This window comes from Rhizobium sp. BK512 (genome assembly GCF_014194915.1).
GTDB lineage: Bacteria > Pseudomonadota > Alphaproteobacteria > Rhizobiales > Rhizobiaceae > Rhizobium.
The window spans coordinates 242,348-258,036 of sequence record NZ_JACIAS010000008.1 but is presented as its reverse complement, the minus strand read 5'-3'; the positions used below and the strand labels follow the sequence as shown (position 1 = coordinate 258,036).

Sequence of the window (15,689 nt, the reverse complement as noted above, 5' to 3'; positions counted from 1 at the left end):
TTTGCGCGTATATATAGGTGCCGGAAATCTAAGGGAGAAATTGTGCCATGAAAAAAATCGCCGTTACCCTCGCGCTTGTGCTCGCCGCCTCGCCGGCGCTTGCGATCTCGCGCTACAATCCGCTCACCATGAGCTGCCAGAGCGTGCGCGCAGCGATCCATAATCAAGGCGCAGTCATCTTTCGCTACACTTCACCCCGCGGCCTTCCTCTCTACGACCGCTATGTCCGAAACAGCAATTACTGTGATGCGACCGACTATGCGGAATGGACGAGCATTCCCTCAAAGGACAACCCCAAGTGCCGGGTGCTGAACTGCCAGAACATAGACAACCTGGACGGGATGTTCTTCATTCCACACTATAATCTCTAAGCGAGCATTCATTCGGAATTTTGAATATTATCGATCCTTTCGCATCTGCGAAAGGACTCGTCGTTCAATCTTTAGATACAAAATATCTCAAGAAACTCGCTTTGATTGTAAATTTATAACCATTTCAAAGTTATAGAATAATGTCTACATTTCAGCAGCATAGGATTGTCGACATTCTCTCGCCATGGCTGAACTTCACCTTTCATACATAATTTGATCACGATATGTTCATGTGTCCATTAGTAACATCTCATAGTTGTGTGAGATAAGCGGAATTGAACGTATTTCGAGCGCACGCAGAAATTGCCACATCAATGGGCAATTGTTCGCTTCATCGATCCATGCTATTGAATTTGGACCGTGTGGAGTACACCTTGCAGATCAAATCGCGCAAACACAGGTTGTTATTTCAAGGCGGACTCAAACGGGAAAGCTGTGATGGTTTCCCATATTTTGCTGCAGTGCTCCCGGATCATTCACCTTGCCCCTCGACGTTATTCTTCTTGTCCTTTTCGGTGCGCTTCTGCACGCGACATGGAATGCCATCATCAAAGCCGGCAAGGACAAGTCACTTGATGCGGCGCTGATCTCTGCAGGCGGCGCTGTTGCCTCGCTGCCTTTCCTTCCGTTGCTTCCCCTGCCGCAGCCCCAGGCCTGGCCCTTCATCGGCGCTTCCGCGATCCTGCAATTTGCCTATTTCCAGCTGGTGGCCGCCGCCTACAGGGCGGGCGATATCGGCCTCGTCTATCCGCTGATGCGCGGCGCAGCGCCCCTGCTCATCGTCGCCACCAGCGGCTTCATCCTCGGAGAGCATCTGACAGGCGGAGCGCTTGCCGGAACCATGACGATCTGCGCCGGCATCCTCACCCTGGCCTTCGAAGCCCGCCACGGCAGCCGTCACGCGATCATGCTGGCGCTGATCAACGCCTGCGTCATCGCCACCTATACCTATGTGGACGGCATCGGCGCCCGGCTTTCCGGCAATGCGATTTCCTACACGCTGTGGATGTCGCTTCTGCCGCCGGTTCTCCTCTTTGCCTGGGCGATTTCGCAGCGCGGCCTCATAACTGTCGCCACTCACGTCAGGCGAAACTGGTGGCGCGGGCTGATCGGCGGCGCGGGCTCGATCGCCTCCTACGGCCTGGCACTCTGGGCGATGACGAAGGCCCCGGTCGCGACGGTAGCGGCGCTGCGGGAAACCGCCATCCTGTTTGCGCTTGTCATCTCGGTTCTGGTGCTGAAGGAAAAGGCCAGCGTCTGGCGCTACCTCGCCGGCATCATCATCGCGCTCGGCGGTCTGATCCTGAAGCTTGCCTGATCAGTCGCCCTTCCATTCGGGCGTGCGCTTTGCAAGAAAGGCACCGATGCCTTCCTGCGCATCGCCGGTCAGCATGCTGTCGACCATCACGCTTGCGGTGTAGTCGTAGGCTTCCGCGATGGGCATTTCGAGCTGTCTGTAAAAGGCTTCCTTGCCGATCCTCAACGCCTCCGGCGACTTCGAGGCAATGACGGATGCGTATTTGCTGACCACCTGGGTGAGGTACTGCTTCGGTACAATGCGGTTGACCAGACCGAAATCCTTTGCCGTCGAGGCGTCGATCGTCTCGCCCGTCAGCAGCATCTCCATCGCCTGCTTGCGGTGGGCGGCGCGCGAAACGGCGACAGCCGGCGTCGAGCAGAAAAGGCCGATATTGACGCCTGGCGTGCAGAAGGTCGACGTATCCGTGCAGATCGCAAGATCGCAGCTTGCGACGAGCTGGCAGCCTGCTGCCGTCGCGAGCCCATCGATCTCGGCGATGACCGGCTTCGACAAACGACTGATCTCGAGCATCAGATCCGCGGCCAGCGCAAAGGTTTCTTCGAAGAAGGCGACGCCGTCGTCCTCGTCGGCGCGGTGCGCAGTCAATTCCTTCAGGTCATGACCGGCGGAAAAGACATTGCCGGTCGAGGCGATGACGACGATGCGCACGTCCTGGTCATCCGCCGCACCCTGCAGCTCGCCCATCAGCGTTTCCATGACTGAGATAGAGAGAGCATTGGCCGGTGGATTGTTGAGCGTCAGGCGCAATATGCCGCCGGAAAGCTGGCGAAGCACGAGGGCGCCCTCGCCCGAATTGTTGTTGTCCTTGCGGAAGGATACGATCTCGGCCATGGCATGTTCCTGTGCTGTCTGTATCCGTCCTTGTGCCACAAGGGTGGGGCGATTTCGAGCCGAATACGACAGTGCGGGACTTTGCGGATGCGAAACTTCCTGTTTTCGAGTGCACTAAAGTGAGGTATCATTGTACCTCACGATTAACCTGTTGTTTTTTCTATGCTATTTTTCCGACCGCCAGAATGGCTTGTATTGACCGGCTAATCGATTGCCGCTATAAGCCGCGCCGGAAATGCAGCCTTTCGGGGCTGTTTTCTTTTTTGGTCTGTCTTTCGAGCAGCCAAGCCAAGCAACAAGAAACGCCCCATCGCCTTCGGGCACGGGGATCCAAGAGAGAGTAACAACTATGGCAACCTTCTCCCAGAAGCCTGCAGAGGTGGAGAAGAAGTGGGTCGTCATCGACGCCGAAGGGCTCGTCGTTGGCCGTCTCGCTTCCGTTATCGCTATGCGTCTGCGTGGCAAGCACAAGGCAACTTTCACGCCTCACGTTGACGACGGCGACAATGTTATCGTCATCAACGCTGACAAGGTCGTTTTCACCGGCAAGAAGTATTCCGACAAGGTTTACTACTGGCACACCGGTTATGCCGGCGGCATCAAGGAGCGTACTGCTCGCCAGATCATCGAAGGCCGCTTCCCGGAGCGCGTCCTTGAGAAGGCTGTTGAGCGCATGGTTCCCCGCGGCCCGCTCGGCCGTCGCCAGATGAAGAACCTGCGTGTATACGCCGGCCCGAACCATCCCCACGAAGCACAGCAGCCGTCCGTCCTCGACGTCGCCTCGCTGAACAAGAAGAACGTAAGGAGCGCCTGATAAATGGCTGACCTTTCCTCCCTGAAGGATCTCGGCACGTCGACTGAAGTAGCAGCTGCTGCTCCGGCTCACGTCCGCAAGGTCGACTCGCTTGGCCGTTCCTACGCGACCGGTAAGCGCAAGAACGCCGTTGCCCGCGTATGGGTCAAGCCGGGCTCCGGCAAGATCATCGTCAACGGCAAGGAATTCGCGGAATATTTCGCACGTCCGGTTCTGCAGATGATCCTGCGCCAGCCGATCGTTGCTGCTGCCCGTGACGGCCAGTTCGACATCATTGCAACCGTCGCAGGCGGCGGTCTCTCCGGCCAGGCCGGCGCTGTTCGCCACGGTCTGTCCAAGGCCCTCACCTACTTCGAACCGGGCCTGCGCTCGGTCCTGAAGAAGGGTGGCTTCCTGACCCGCGACAGCCGCGTCGTCGAACGTAAGAAGTACGGTAAGGCCAAGGCCCGCCGTTCGTTCCAGTTCTCGAAGCGCTAATCGCTTTCGGACATGCTTTCATGGAAAGGCCGGGTTTTCGCCCGGCCTTTTCTTTATTCCGGCTTGTTGAAGAAGGCTTCCAGCCGATATACATCAGGATCGATGATGAAGGCGGCATAATAGAACTGGCTATAGTCCAGGCGGATGCCCGGTGCGCCATTGTCCTCGCCACCATTGGCAAGTGCTGCGGCATAGAAGGCGTTGACGGCCTCCTCACTCGTGGCGACGAAGCAGAAATGCAGCCCCGAGCCACGATCGGCCGGCACCGGGCGCTCCACTTCACTCACCCAGAAGGCAGGCCTCTCGGTGCCGTATCCCATCGTTCCGTCGAAATTCGACAGCCGTTCATAGCCGAGCGCCGCCAGTGCCGCATCGTAAAACTGGCGCGATCTATCGAGGCTTTTTACCCCGATTGAAATGTGGTCGAACATTGCTCGTGGCTCCTTCCTGGTTTAGTCGGCGCAGCTTCTTGGAAGCGGTTTGCGAAGTCAACGCGCTACTCGCCTATTGTCGCCGGTACTGCCGGCTGTTAAAGCCACGTCAGGTTTCAGACCGGACAAGACAGGACCTGACATGGGAGCCACCCCGTCCGCAGACAGATAGGCCGCAGCAACCTTTTGAAGTTGTTGCGGCATCTGTCCAATCAATCCAGACTGCGATGAGAAGGCAGATCGCCGCCGGATGAACTCATTCGAGCGGATGAATAGCTATGCCTTCCCAAAACAGGAACTGGACTTGCTCCTTGCCGGCAGCGCTGCTGCTTCTGGCGCCCTTCGATATCCTGGCCTCGCTTGCCATGGACATCTACCTCCCTGTCGTTCCGACGATGCCCGAAGCGCTCGGCACATCGGCGACACTCGTTCAACTGACCCTCAGTCTCTACATGCTCATTCTCGGCGCCGGACAGATGCTCTTCGGACCCCTGTCGGACCGGATCGGCAGGCGTCCGGTGCTGCTTGGCGGCGCGCTGCTGTTTGCGATCTCTTCGCTGTTGCTCGCAGCCACTTCGTCGGCCGCACTGTTCGTCGTGCTGCGCCTGCTTCAGGCGGCCGGCGCGTCGGCGGCGCTTGTAGCGACCTTCGCAACGGTGCGCGATGTCTACGCAGCACGGCCGGAAGGCGCCGTCATCTACAGCCTGCTTGGCGCGATCCTCTCCTTCGTGCCGGCGCTCGGACCGATCGCCGGCGCCGTGATTGCCGACCATGCCGGCTGGCGCGCCATCTTCCTGTTGCTCGGGGGACTGATGCTTGCGTCGGTCCTCAACGCTCTGAGAGGTTGGCACGAAACGAGGCCTGCGGCATCAGCCGCGACAACGATCAGCATGCGTTCAATCCTGACGAATGCGCATTTCTGGACCTACACGACAGGCTTCAGCGCGGCGATGGGCGCCTTCTTCGTGTTCTTTTCCATCGCACCTCGGGTGTTGATCGATCATGCCGGCTTTTCGGGTCTCGCCTTCAGCCTTTCCTTCGCCACGGCGGCAGCGGTGATGATCCTATCCGCACGCTTTGCCGGCCGCTTCGTCGCGCGATGGGGAATGGCCGGCAGCCTTGCCCGCGGCATGGGCCTGCTTCTTGTCGGCGCATTGCTTCTCGGCCTCGGCGAGGTGCTGCTTGCCCCCTCGTTCGCCAGCTTCGTCCTGCCGATGTGGGTGATCGCCGTCGGCATCGTGCTGACGACCGCGGTTACGGCAAACGGGGCGTTGGCGGCCTTTGGCCAAACAGCCGGAACGGCGGTTGCACTCTACTTCTGTGTCGAGAGCCTGATCGTCGGCTGCATTGGCACGCTCTTTGTGCTGCTGTTGGACGGCAATACGGCATGGCCACTCGCCGGCTATTGCACGGTGTTGGGTATTATCACCCTGTTTGCACTGTGGCGCATCCGCGCTCGCAGCTGATGCCAAAGGGCGGCGGAAAAGATCCGCCGCCCGGCTTGAAATGTGTTTCCTTGAAATCTGCAGGAAGCTCGCCTACCCCTTCCTTCAGAGACAAGGAATCCGATCATGCCCTCTGCCAAACCCTCACCCTTCGCCACCACGCCCGAACCGCCCTATTACGTCGTGACCTTCTCGTCCGTTCGCACCGAGGGCGACAATGGCTATGGCGCCATGGCAGACCGGATGGCGGAGCTCGCGCTGCAGCAGCCGGGCTGTCTTGGGGCCGAAAGCGCACGGGATGCCGATGGCTTCGGCATCACCAATTCCTACTGGGCCGACGAGGAAAGCCTGAAGGCCTGGAAGCAGGTCGCAAACCATCTCGCCGCCCAGCGCCTCGGCCGTGAGCGCTGGTACAAGCAATATAAGGTTCGCATTGCGCGGGTAGAACGCGCCTATGACTTTACCGCAGAGGAGCAAGCTTCCCATGGCGAATAAGACCATCGACCATGCCTTCACGGCGCAGAGCCTGACATCGGCCGCCTCCGACCCGACCTTTGCCGGCGCGCTCTCCTTCATGCGCCGCCGTTTCACCAAGGATCTGACAGGGGCTGATGCCGTCGTCTGGGGCATTCCCTTCGATGCCGCAACCTCCAACCGGCCGGGCACGCGTTTCGGGCCGCAGGCGATCCGCCGGGCGTCGGCGATCTTCGACAACGATCCGCAATATCCGTTTCAGCGCGATCTCTTCACCGAAATGGCCGTCATCGACTACGGCGACTGCCTGCTCGACTACGGCAATCATCAGGATACACCTGCAGCCATAGAGCGGCAGGCGAGCGCCATTCTCGACAGCGGCGCCTTCCTGCTCACCCTCGGCGGCGATCATTACGTCACCTGGCCGCTGCTGAAGGCGCATGTCGATCGCCACGGCCCACTGGCGCTCGTGCAGTTCGACGCGCATCAGGACACGTGGCTGGACGACGAGCGCCGTATCGACCACGGCTCCTTCGTGGCCCGTGCAGTCCGCGCCGGTCTCATCGATCCCGACCGCTCGATCCAGATCGGCATCCGTACGCATGCGCCAGAAGATTTCGGCATCCACCTGGTTTATGGCCATCAGGTCGAAGAGATGAGCGCATCGGATATCGCTTCGACGATCATCTCGCATACGAAGGGTTCGCCTGCCTATCTGACCTTCGATATCGACTGCCTGGACCCGGCCTTTGCACCCGGCACCGGCACGCCGGTTGCCGGCGGTCCTTCCAGTGCAAAGATCCTTTCTGTGCTGCAGCGGCTGAAACAGCTCGATATCCGCGGTGCCGACGTCGTCGAAGTCTCTCCGCCCTATGACCATGCCGACATCACCGCCATTGCGGGGGCGACGGTCGCAATGTATATGCTGGGCCTCCACGCCGAACGGCGCGCGACGGCAGGATGACTGCTGTTATCAAATTGATTCAACTTCATGGCAAACTGATTCCGGAAACAATCCGAACTCACTGAAAGTGCAGGATAATCATGGCAGCAAAGATCTTCATCGATGGCGAAGCTGGAACGACGGGTCTGCAGATCCGCGAGCGTCTGGCGGAGCGCCGCGATCTTGAGCTGCTGTCGATCCCGACCGAAAGCCGCAAGGACAAGGCTGTCCGTGCAGCGCTGCTCAACGAGGCCGATATTGCCATCCTCTGCCTGCCTGACGATGCCGCCAAGGAAAGCGTCAGCCTGATCGAGAACGATCGCACAAAGGTGATCGACGCCTCGACGGCGCACCGGGTCGCCGAAGGCTGGGCCTATGGCTTTCCGGAAATGAGCAAGGAGCAGGCGGGCGTCATCGCCTCGGCCAAGCGCGTCGCCAATCCCGGCTGCTGGCCGCAGGGGCCGATCGCCACGCTGCGCCCGCTGATCGAAGCCGGGCTCGTGCCTGCCGACTTCCCGGTCACGGTCAACGGCATTTCCGGTTATACCGGCGGCGGCCGTACGATGATCGAGGACTACGTCGCCAAGGGCGAGGATGCGCCCGAATACATGCCCTATGGCCTGAGCTTCAAGCACAAGCACCTTCCCGAGCTACAACGCTATGCGAAACTCGGACGCGTGCCGTTCTTCCAGCCGGTCGTCGGCAATTTCGCGCAGGGCATGGTGGTCACCGTTCCGCTGCAGTTGTCGCATCTGCCCAAGGTGCCGAAGGGTGCTGACCTGCATGCAGCGATCGCCGACTATTATGCCGGCATCAAGGGCTTCGTGGAGGTTGCCCCCTTGGAGACGTCAGAGCGCACCCCGGAACTCAACCCGGAAATCTACAACAACACCAACCGCATGCGCCTGCACGTCTTTGCCAATGACGATCTTGCGCAGGCGCTGCTCGTCGCGGTCTATGACAATCTTGGCAAGGGCGCTTCCGGCGCCGCCGTGCAGAACATGGACCTGATGCTGGGCGCCTGATATCAGGCATATCAGGCAGTTGCGTTAGACAGGGCCTCCTGCCCTGTCTCTCCCCCGAAATACGGAGCCTCATCGATGACGCTGGAAGCGCTGATGGCTGGCCTGCGCGCCTGGTTTGACGCCGCGCTGCCCGACCATGGCATCCCCGGGTTGATCATCTTCGCATTCGTTGCCGGCCTTGCGCGCGGGTTTTCCGGTTTCGGCGCCGCGCTCATCTTCATTCCGCTTGCCGGTGCCGTCATCGGGCCCAAGCTCACCTCTCCTGTGCTGCTGGTCATCGACGGGCTTGCGACGCTTGGCATGATCCCGGCTGCATGGCGCGGCGCGGATAGGCGCGAGGTCTTCACGATGGCAGCAGGCGCCGCTCTCGGTGTTCCCACGGGAACGGCAGTTTTGGCGCTCATGGACCCGCTTTTGCTGCGCTGGATCATCTCGGCGATCGCCATCTGCCTGCTCGCGCTGCTTGTCTCCGGCTGGCGCTATCATGGCAAGCCGATCGCTCCGCTCAGCGCAGCAATCGGCCTTGTTGCCGGTCTCTTCAGCGGCGCGGCAGAGCTCGGTGGGCCACCCGTCGTCGCCTACTGGCTTGGTGGCAAAAGCAACTTCACGCGTGTGCGCTCAAACGTCATCCTCTACTTTTCGATCTCCACGGTCTTCAGCTTCGTCAGCTACTATTTCGGCGGGCTGTTCGTCTCCACGGTTTTTGCGCTTACGATCGTCACGCTGCCTGCCTATGCCGTCGGCCTCTGGGGCGGTTCGAAACTGTTCGGCTTCGCCAAGGAGAGCACCTTCCGCGTGACCTGCTATATTCTGATCGCAGCCTCGGCGATCGGCGGCATGCCTGTGTTCGACAGTCTGCTTCGGTAGTCCCCGACATGATTGCCCGTCTGATATGAAAGCCTTACACTCTCCCATATGAGGGGAGCTAAATGGCGTCGGTTCTGATCGGCATTGCCATCATTGGAGGCACGACCGCAACGGTGCTTGCGGCCTATTACATCATGCATCTGGTTATGGGCGGTGACCCAGGCGGACGGGACAGGGAACTGGCCAGTTCGGTCATTACCCGCATCGCCAGCTTGCATGCACTCATCCTCGCCCTCGTTTTTGCGCAGGAAATGATCGAATACCAGGCCCTGCGAACAGAAAGTACGGTGGAAAGCAACGCGGTCGGCGATGTCTTCTATGATGCCGAGCGTTTTGGGCCGGAGGCGCAGGGACCAATCCAGAAGGCGCTGAAGGATTATGTCCGCATCGTCATCGAGCAGGAATGGCGTGAACTCGGGCGCACGGGCGAACTCTCTTCGGCGGCCTGGGACCAATGGAACAACGCTTATCTGAGGATTCTCGAACTGGTACCTGCCAATGCCAAGCAGGAGAGCCTGCGCAGCCACATGCTCGCGGAAATACATATGATCTCGGAATCCCGCGACCGAAGGGAAAACAGCGGCACCGACTCCATCAGTCTGATCTTCTGGTTTGCCGCGGTTTCGGGCGTGATCTTCACCGCGATCGGCTATTACCCGTACGCGCCCGATGGCCGCAACCTGTTGCTGCTATCGATCTTCGGCATCTTTACCGGCATCATCCTTTTCTTCATCTACGCCTTCTCCAATCCGTACAGCCCACCCGCGACGCTGTTTCCAACGGCTTTCGAGCGCTTGCAGGAGGAAATCAGCGGGCCTGATCCGTGAGCGGAAATGGCCCGAAGATCCGGCCCAAGCCTGCCGCTGTCACGCGTCAGAACAAAAAGACTGTCGCCTTTCGCAGCGTTTTGCGGTAAAAGCGGCACGCTGTCAGCAAGGCCGTGCCGCTTGAAAGGCGCACAGCCCCTGGTTTCACGCCGATGGGAGGCACTGATGAAAACGATCCTGAGCAACCAGAAAAACAAGATCAACACTCAGGATATCCGTCTTCATGTCCAGTTTGCTTTCACGCGCGAGGAAGAACCCGCGGCGTCATAACCACAACCTCTCATCAGCATCGCAAACCCACAACGGGCGCCAGTTGCGCCTGCGCAAATTCCTGTCCTATTTCCGGCCGCATCTTCCGCTGCTCATGGCCGATATTGCCTGTGCCGTCGTGGTTGCTGCCGCCGCAGTAGCCTTGCCGCTCTGCGCCAATATCGTGATGAGCCATCTCATCGCGCTCACCGATACCGCTTCGGCCTATTGGCAGATCCTCGGCATGGGTGGCGTCATGCTGGCCATCGTCGCGATCGAGACGGGCGCGATCTTCTTCGTCGACTATCGCGGCCACATGATGGGTGCGCATATCGAGGCGAATATCCGGCAGGAACTGTTCGACCACTGCCAGAAACTATCCTTCGGCTTCTACGACCGGCACCGCACCGGCCAATTGATGAGCCGCATCGTCGGCGACTCCTTCTGGTTGGGTGAGCTCTTTCATCACGGGCCGGAAGATCTGCTGATCGCCTTCCTGAAATATAGCGGGGCCATGACGGTCCTGTTCTTCATCGATCCGCAGCTTGCCTTTCTGATCCTTCTGCTGACGCCATTTGCAGTGGCCTATGCCCTGCACTTCAACAGGCGCATGAACCGCGCTCTCGAAGCGAGCAAGCAGGAGATCGCCGCCGTCAACGAAAGGGTCGAGGATGCACTGGCCGGCATCCGCGTCGTCCAGTCCTTCGCGAACGAGGATCTGGAACGGAGACGCTTTGCTGTCCTGAACCGGCGCTTCCTCGAAAGCCGCGCCGATGGCTACCGCAGCGAAGCATGGTTTTCCGCCGGCGCCGAGACCTTCGCCCAGATCATCACGCTTCTGGTCGTCATCCTCGGCGGATTGCGCATCCTTGCGGCGGAACTCACCATTGCCGATCTCCTCACCTTCCTGCTCTGCGTCGGCGTCCTCGTCGATCCGGTCAAGCGGATGGCCAACCTCGCCCGGCTCTGGCAGGAGGGTTACACCGGCTTCGTGCGGGCGATGGAGATCCTGGAGATCGATCCAGACGTGGTGGATCGTCCTTCGGCGCGCACGTTGCATACGCCGAGGGGAGAGATCAGGCTGTCAAATGTCGATTTCAGCTATGATGACGGGGCGGAGGTGCTCAGCAACCTGTCGCTGACCATCCGGCCGGGCGAATTCGTTGCGCTCGTCGGCCCGTCCGGTGTGGGGAAAAGCACGCTCTGCGCGCTGCTTCCCCGCTTTTACGACGTCACCGACGGCTCGATCGAAATCGACGGCACCGATATTCGCGATGTGACGCTCACCTCGCTGCGCCGGCACCTCGGCGTGGTGCAGCAGGATGTCTATCTCTTCGCCGGAACTGTGGCGGACAACCTCCGCTACGGTCGCCCGGATGCCACAGACGAAGAGGTGGAAGCTGCGGCCCGCGCGGCTCATGCGCATGAATTCATCATGGCTTTGCCGCAGGGCTATCAGACCGATATCGGCCAACGCGGCGTAAAGCTGTCGGGCGGTCAGCGTCAGCGGCTGACCATCGCTCGCGCCTTCCTCAAGAACCCTGCCATCCTCATCTTCGACGAGGCGACGAGCGCGCTCGACAATGAAAGCGAGCGGGCTGTCCAACAGGCGTTCCTGACGCTTGCCAAAGGGCGCACCACACTCGTGATCGCCCATAGGCTTTCGACGATCCGCCATGCCGACCGTATCCTGGTGCTTACCGGCGACGGTATCGCAGAAGAAGGCAATCATGACAGGCTAATGGAGTGCGGCGGCATTTATGCCAATCTCTATGGGCTGCAGGCGAGCATTTGAGGCCTGTGAATATGACATGCGGAATGGTTCGGCGGACAGGCCCGAACTGTTCCGCAGATCGACCAGGTGCTATTTCTCTTCACGCAGAGGGAGGAACAACATGACAGTGCTGCGCATCGTTCCGAATATCGCCGCCGCTTCCATCGAAGAAGTGCGCAACTTTTATTCCGAGCTGTTCGATCTCGACGTCGTGATGGATCATGGCTGGATCGTCACCCTTGCGTCTGAGAGGCGCGCAATCACCCAGATCGGCATCGCGACGGAGGGTGGGTCGGGAACCGCAGTGCCCGACATTTCGATCGAGGTCGATGATCTTGACGAAGTCCATCGGCGCGCGGTCACAGGCGGGCATCAGATCGTCTACGGTCCGGCCGACGAGCCCTGGGGCGTACGGCGCTTCTATATTCGCGACCCCAGCGGCAAGCTTTTGAATATCCTTTCTCACGCAGGCTGAATGGGTCGGTCTGACGCAGGGCCGATCATTGCAACGCCTGCGAAAACCTCTAGTCTGCAAAGGCCCGTCCAAGGCAGAAAATACCTGCTTTCATTGAGAATTTTCGAAAATATCCGGATCACGCCATGAACACGTCAAACCGCCCGGACTTGAGTGATATTCATCAGGGCGACTGGGTGGACCGGCTGTTGCCGGGCACATGGCGACCTTACACGAGGCTCGCGCGGCTCGATCGCCCGGTTGGAATCTGGCTGACGCTGTTTCCATGCTGGGCGGCTCTGTTTCAGGCCGCTCATGGCCTGCCCGATGTCCGGCAGCTTGCCGTCTTCACGCTCGGCGCCCTGCTGATGCGAAGCGCCGGCTCCACGATCAACGATATCGCCGACCGGAAATTTGACGGCCATGTCGAGCGCACCCGTTTCCGGCCTCTGGCAAGCGGGCAGATCGGCATTGGTCAGGCAGTGACCTTTCTCACTATCGAACTTGCCCTGGCTGCGTCCCTCCTGTTGTTCCTGACGCCCTATACACGGCTGGTTGCCCTTTGCGTTCTGCCGTTGGTGTTCGTCTATCCGTTATGCAAACGCTTTACCCATTGGCCGCAGGCAGTGCTCGGCGCAGCGTTCAACTGGGGCATGCTCATGGCCTGGGCGGAAATTGCCGGCGCGATTCCCGCCGGCCCCGTCCTCATGTGGGCGGGAGCCATCGCCTGGCAGATCGGCTACGACACCGTCTATGCCTATGTCGATGTGAAAGACGATACACGGCTCGGATTGAAATCGACGGCGATCCTGTTCGGCGAGCGCGGCAAGCGCATTATCGGTCTTTTCTATGTATCGACGATTGCTGCCTGGTCGGTCGGTGGCTGGTTATCCGGCATGTCCCTGCCCTACGCATTTGGAATGCTCGTCATAGCCGCACACCTTGCGTGGCAAGTCCGGCGGATCGACCTCGCCCGCCCGGATGTGAACTACCGCTTGTTCCTTGCGAATATTCTGACCGGGCTATTGCTGGCAGCTTCATCCCTTGTCGGAACCTGGTGAACCTGGCGGCTCAATACGAGCAGGGACGATTATCGCTGGGACGGAAACCGCCGGCGCAAGCCGGGTTGAAGGATGTATCCTCGCCGTAGCCATATTTCTCCGTCGATGTGCAGCCCGAGGCGACCGCTGAAAGCGTGATCAGCGCGCCTGCCACTATGAATGTGCGAAATCGGTTCATTCGAGCCCCCTACGTAGATCACACTTTGGCCAGTCTTCAGCTTAGCACGTCATGGCCTTGATCTCGTTCACTCTTCCGCGAGGCTGTCTGCCTGAGGGCGCACGTTGTGAACGCCAATTCCCAAGTTGAGATAAGCGCAGGAAGCGTGCATATTCAAAACGCAACGTGCGATAGAGGCGCCAATGGCGCCTGTTGTTTGAATGATCCAGCCGGGGACTTGCGATCATGCAATCGAATATTCTGGGACGTTTTGCAGCAATTGCGCTTATTGGCATTCAGGTGATGACGCCCTACCAGGCGAATGCCTGCACCCGCATGGTCTACCTCGGGGAAGGCGGCAATGTCATTACCGCCCGGTCGATGGACTGGAAATACGATATCGGCACAAACCTCTACATCCTGCCGCGCGGCATATCCCGCAGCGGAGAGGCCGGGCCGAATTCCATCAGCTGGACGGCGAAATACGGGTCGGTGGTGGCGACCGGCTATGACGTCTCGACCACGGACGGGGCGAACGAGGCCGGTCTCGTCGCCAATCTTCTCTGGCTGACGGAATCCGAATATCCGAAATTCGACGCCGGCAGCAAACCGGGCCTGACGATTGCCGCCTGGGCGCAATATACGCTCGACAATTTCGCGACAGTTGGTGAGGCGGTCGCGGCACTGGAGAAAGAGCCCTTCACGATCGTGACCGATAATGTGCCGGGGCAAAACAGGCTGACAACCCTGCATCTGTCGCTCTCCGATTCCAGCGGTGACAGCGCCATTGTCGAATATGTAAACGGAAAACAGATCATCCATCACGGGCGTCAGTACCAGGTGATGACCAATTCCCCGACCTACGACGAGCAACTGGCGCTCAACACCTACTGGGACGGTATCGGCGGCACGGTCTTCCTTCCGGGAACCAGCCGCGCGGCGGATCGCTTTGCCCGCGCCTCCTTCCTGATCAAGGCCATCCCCCAGAGCGGCGAACCCGACCGCACGCTGGCGAGCGTTTTCGGTGTCATCAGGAACGTCTCTGTTCCGCTCGGCATATCGGCGCAGGATCAGCCGGAATTGTCGTCGACGCGCTGGCGCACCGTCTTCGACCACAAGAGGGATCTCTATTTCTTCGAGTCCGCGATGACGCCGAACACGTTCTGGGTCGACCTGAAGAAGATCGATTTCTCCAAGGAAACGGGCAAGGTGAAGAGGCTCGATCTCGGTGCTGATCAGGCACATATTTTTGCAGGGGACGCGACAGTCGATTTCAAGGACGCCGAGCCCTTTCCTTTCCAGGGTCTCTGATGGCGCCCGTCTCAGGGCGGATGAATAGAGATCTCTGACTGCGGGAAAGGGCTGGTGGATGTTCAGACGGATGATAATTGCTGGCGTGCTGGTTTCGGGGGCAGCGGCGGACGCATGTGCGCAGGACACTTCCGAGCCGCCGGTACCCGTCGAGAGCAATACGCCCGGATGGGCGCTGCAAGTGACACCCTACCTCTGGGCAGCGGGAATTGACGGCGATATCTCTCCCTTCCGGCGTGCGCCGACCCTCTCGGTCGAAAAGTCCTTCTCCGACATCATGGAGGACCTGAACTTCGGAGGCTTTCTCGATGTCTGGGGCCGGTATGACCGCTTCGTGCTATCGGCGATCTCATGTACGTCGATACGACCGACAGCCACGCGATCGGAGCACTGCCCGTCGTCGGGGCGACACCGGGACTGACCGCCGATGTCGATACGGTAGAATTCCAGGCAACGATCAAGGGCGGCTACCGCGTCTATGACGGGCAGGACGTGACCTTCGACGTGCTTGCCGGGGTGCGGATATGGCACATTTCGAATGACCTGACCGTGAATTACGGCGCCTTCCGGCGCAGCTATGGCGAGGATTTCGGCTGGGTCGATCCGGTCATCGGCTTCCGCACCTTCTTCACCATCACGCCGAAACTTTCCATTCAGGCTCAGGCCGATTTCGGCGGCTTCGGCGCCGGATCAGACAGTACATGGCAGGCGCTCGCCACGGTCAATTACCTCTTCACCGATCGCCTGTCAGTTTCAGCGGGGTACAAAATCCTCGATGTGGACTATGAGTCCGACGGCCACGTGTTCGACACCACGCTGAAAGGCCCGGTGCTCGGCATGACTTACAGATTCTAGCT

General features: G+C 59.7%; 17 protein-coding genes and 1 pseudogene. 15 read left to right on the top strand and 3 right to left on the bottom strand.

What is annotated here, in order from left to right:
- The first annotated feature begins 47 nt into the window (after positions 1 to 47).
- Positions 48 to 371, top strand: coding sequence for a hypothetical protein (locus tag FHX06_RS27050; RefSeq protein ID WP_183850943.1), 324 nt, complete (start codon positions 48 to 50; stop codon positions 369 to 371).
- Between the two features lie 481 nt (positions 372 to 852).
- Positions 853 to 1,689, top strand: a complete 837-nt coding sequence (locus FHX06_RS27045; protein WP_183881442.1) for an EamA family transporter — start codon at positions 853 to 855, stop codon at positions 1,687 to 1,689.
- On the opposite strand, the gene FHX06_RS27040 is transcribed toward FHX06_RS27045, so the two are convergent.
- Complete coding sequence (locus FHX06_RS27040) at positions 1,690 to 2,523, bottom strand: enoyl-CoA hydratase (protein ID WP_183881440.1); 834 nt, start codon at positions 2,521 to 2,523, stop codon at positions 1,690 to 1,692.
- Between the two features lie 349 nt (positions 2,524 to 2,872).
- Here FHX06_RS27040 and rplM point away from each other — a divergent pair, with 349 nt between their 5' ends.
- Both rplM and rpsI read left to right on the top strand, forming a co-directional pair.
- Entirely contained in the window at positions 2,873 to 3,337 is a 465-nt protein-coding gene (rplM, locus tag FHX06_RS27035; protein WP_018114579.1) for a 50S ribosomal protein L13, read from the top strand.
- Positions 3,338 to 3,340: 3 nt separating this feature from the next.
- Complete coding sequence (gene rpsI / locus FHX06_RS27030) at positions 3,341 to 3,814, top strand: 30S ribosomal protein S9 (RefSeq protein ID WP_018114578.1); 474 nt, start codon at positions 3,341 to 3,343, stop codon at positions 3,812 to 3,814.
- 53 nt (positions 3,815 to 3,867) lie between these two features.
- On the opposite strand, the gene FHX06_RS27025 is transcribed toward rpsI, so the two are convergent.
- Positions 3,868 to 4,245 carry a VOC family protein gene (locus FHX06_RS27025; RefSeq protein ID WP_183881438.1) on the bottom strand — a complete coding sequence of 126 codons (378 nt, stop codon included), beginning with the start codon at positions 4,243 to 4,245 and terminating at the stop codon, positions 3,868 to 3,870.
- A gap of 278 nt (positions 4,246 to 4,523) precedes the next feature.
- Between FHX06_RS27025 and cml the strand changes: the two genes are divergently transcribed.
- From cml to ubiA, 9 genes are all read left to right on the top strand, one after another.
- Positions 4,524 to 5,711 carry a CmlA/FloR family chloramphenicol efflux MFS transporter gene (cml, locus tag FHX06_RS27020; protein WP_210300633.1) on the top strand — a complete coding sequence of 396 codons (1,188 nt, stop codon included), beginning with the start codon at positions 4,524 to 4,526 and terminating at the stop codon, positions 5,709 to 5,711.
- Between the two features lie 105 nt (positions 5,712 to 5,816).
- Complete coding sequence (locus tag FHX06_RS27015) at positions 5,817 to 6,185, top strand: antibiotic biosynthesis monooxygenase family protein (protein WP_112544587.1); 369 nt, start codon at positions 5,817 to 5,819, stop codon at positions 6,183 to 6,185.
- Positions 6,175 to 7,128: an agmatinase gene (gene speB, locus FHX06_RS27010; RefSeq protein WP_183881436.1), complete on the top strand. Its 954-nt coding sequence runs from the start codon at positions 6,175 to 6,177 to the stop codon at positions 7,126 to 7,128. Before FHX06_RS27015 ends, speB begins: the two co-directional genes overlap by 11 nt.
- Positions 7,129 to 7,208: 80 nt before the next feature.
- Positions 7,209 to 8,132 carry an N-acetyl-gamma-glutamyl-phosphate reductase gene (gene argC / locus FHX06_RS27005; RefSeq protein WP_113118060.1) on the top strand — a complete coding sequence of 308 codons (924 nt, stop codon included), beginning with the start codon at positions 7,209 to 7,211 and terminating at the stop codon, positions 8,130 to 8,132.
- 75 nt (positions 8,133 to 8,207) lie between these two features.
- Complete coding sequence (locus FHX06_RS27000; protein ID WP_183881434.1) at positions 8,208 to 8,999, top strand: sulfite exporter TauE/SafE family protein; 792 nt, start codon at positions 8,208 to 8,210, stop codon at positions 8,997 to 8,999.
- A gap of 62 nt (positions 9,000 to 9,061) precedes the next feature.
- A complete protein-coding gene (locus FHX06_RS26995) occupies positions 9,062 to 9,826 on the top strand; it encodes a DUF4239 domain-containing protein (RefSeq protein ID WP_112544595.1) in 765 nt (254 codons plus the stop codon).
- 223 nt (positions 9,827 to 10,049) lie between these two features.
- Positions 10,050 to 11,870, top strand: coding sequence for an ABC transporter ATP-binding protein (locus FHX06_RS26990; RefSeq protein ID WP_183881432.1), 1,821 nt, complete (start codon positions 10,050 to 10,052; stop codon positions 11,868 to 11,870).
- Positions 11,871 to 11,970: 100 nt separating this feature from the next.
- Complete coding sequence (locus tag FHX06_RS26985; protein WP_113118057.1) at positions 11,971 to 12,324, top strand: VOC family protein; 354 nt, start codon at positions 11,971 to 11,973, stop codon at positions 12,322 to 12,324.
- A gap of 125 nt (positions 12,325 to 12,449) precedes the next feature.
- Positions 12,450 to 13,364 (top strand): 4-hydroxybenzoate octaprenyltransferase, encoded by a 915-nt coding sequence (gene ubiA, locus FHX06_RS26980; RefSeq protein WP_183881430.1) that lies wholly within the window; start codon positions 12,450 to 12,452, stop codon positions 13,362 to 13,364.
- Positions 13,365 to 13,374: 10 nt separating this feature from the next.
- Here the strand turns inward: ubiA and FHX06_RS26975 are convergent, their stop codons facing one another.
- Positions 13,375 to 13,542 (bottom strand): hypothetical protein, encoded by a 168-nt coding sequence (locus FHX06_RS26975; protein WP_183881428.1) that lies wholly within the window; start codon positions 13,540 to 13,542, stop codon positions 13,375 to 13,377.
- A 225-nt stretch (positions 13,543 to 13,767) separates the two neighbouring features.
- Between FHX06_RS26975 and FHX06_RS26970 the strand changes: the two genes are divergently transcribed.
- Together FHX06_RS26970 and FHX06_RS36325 are read left to right on the top strand one after the other, a co-directional pair.
- Entirely contained in the window at positions 13,768 to 14,832 is a 1,065-nt protein-coding gene (locus tag FHX06_RS26970; protein WP_183881426.1) for a linear amide C-N hydrolase, read from the top strand.
- Between the two features lie 58 nt (positions 14,833 to 14,890).
- Positions 14,891 to 15,687, top strand: a pseudogene (locus FHX06_RS36325) (hypothetical protein).
- Positions 15,688 to 15,689 lie beyond the last annotated feature (2 nt).

What these genes read in the sequence shown, in the direction of transcription:
- cml (WP_210300633.1), top strand. Translation starts at nt 4,524, where the DNA reads ATGCCTTCCCAAAACAGGAACTGGACTTGCTCCTTGCCGGCAGCGCTG.
- FHX06_RS26970 (WP_183881426.1), top strand. Translation starts at nt 13,768, where the DNA reads ATGCAATCGAATATTCTGGGACGTTTTGCAGCAATTGCGCTTATTGGC.
- FHX06_RS26990 (WP_183881432.1), top strand. Translation starts at nt 10,050, where the DNA reads ATGTCCAGTTTGCTTTCACGCGCGAGGAAGAACCCGCGGCGTCATAAC.
- argC (WP_113118060.1), top strand. Translation starts at nt 7,209, where the DNA reads ATGGCAGCAAAGATCTTCATCGATGGCGAAGCTGGAACGACGGGTCTG.
- speB (WP_183881436.1), top strand. Translation starts at nt 6,175, where the DNA reads ATGGCGAATAAGACCATCGACCATGCCTTCACGGCGCAGAGCCTGACA.
- FHX06_RS26985 (WP_113118057.1), top strand. Translation starts at nt 11,971, where the DNA reads ATGACAGTGCTGCGCATCGTTCCGAATATCGCCGCCGCTTCCATCGAA.
- rplM (WP_018114579.1), top strand. Translation starts at nt 2,873, where the DNA reads ATGGCAACCTTCTCCCAGAAGCCTGCAGAGGTGGAGAAGAAGTGGGTC.
- FHX06_RS26975 (WP_183881428.1), bottom strand. Translation starts at nt 13,542, where the DNA reads ATGAACCGATTTCGCACATTCATAGTGGCAGGCGCGCTGATCACGCTT.
- rpsI (WP_018114578.1), top strand. Translation starts at nt 3,341, where the DNA reads ATGGCTGACCTTTCCTCCCTGAAGGATCTCGGCACGTCGACTGAAGTA.
- FHX06_RS27025 (WP_183881438.1), bottom strand. Translation starts at nt 4,245, where the DNA reads ATGTTCGACCACATTTCAATCGGGGTAAAAAGCCTCGATAGATCGCGC.
- FHX06_RS26995 (WP_112544595.1), top strand. Translation starts at nt 9,062, where the DNA reads ATGGCGTCGGTTCTGATCGGCATTGCCATCATTGGAGGCACGACCGCA.
- ubiA (WP_183881430.1), top strand. Translation starts at nt 12,450, where the DNA reads ATGAACACGTCAAACCGCCCGGACTTGAGTGATATTCATCAGGGCGAC.
- FHX06_RS27015 (WP_112544587.1), top strand. Translation starts at nt 5,817, where the DNA reads ATGCCCTCTGCCAAACCCTCACCCTTCGCCACCACGCCCGAACCGCCC.
- FHX06_RS27000 (WP_183881434.1), top strand. Translation starts at nt 8,208, where the DNA reads ATGACGCTGGAAGCGCTGATGGCTGGCCTGCGCGCCTGGTTTGACGCC.
- FHX06_RS27050 (WP_183850943.1), top strand. Translation starts at nt 48, where the DNA reads ATGAAAAAAATCGCCGTTACCCTCGCGCTTGTGCTCGCCGCCTCGCCG.
- FHX06_RS27040 (WP_183881440.1), bottom strand. Translation starts at nt 2,523, where the DNA reads ATGGCCGAGATCGTATCCTTCCGCAAGGACAACAACAATTCGGGCGAG.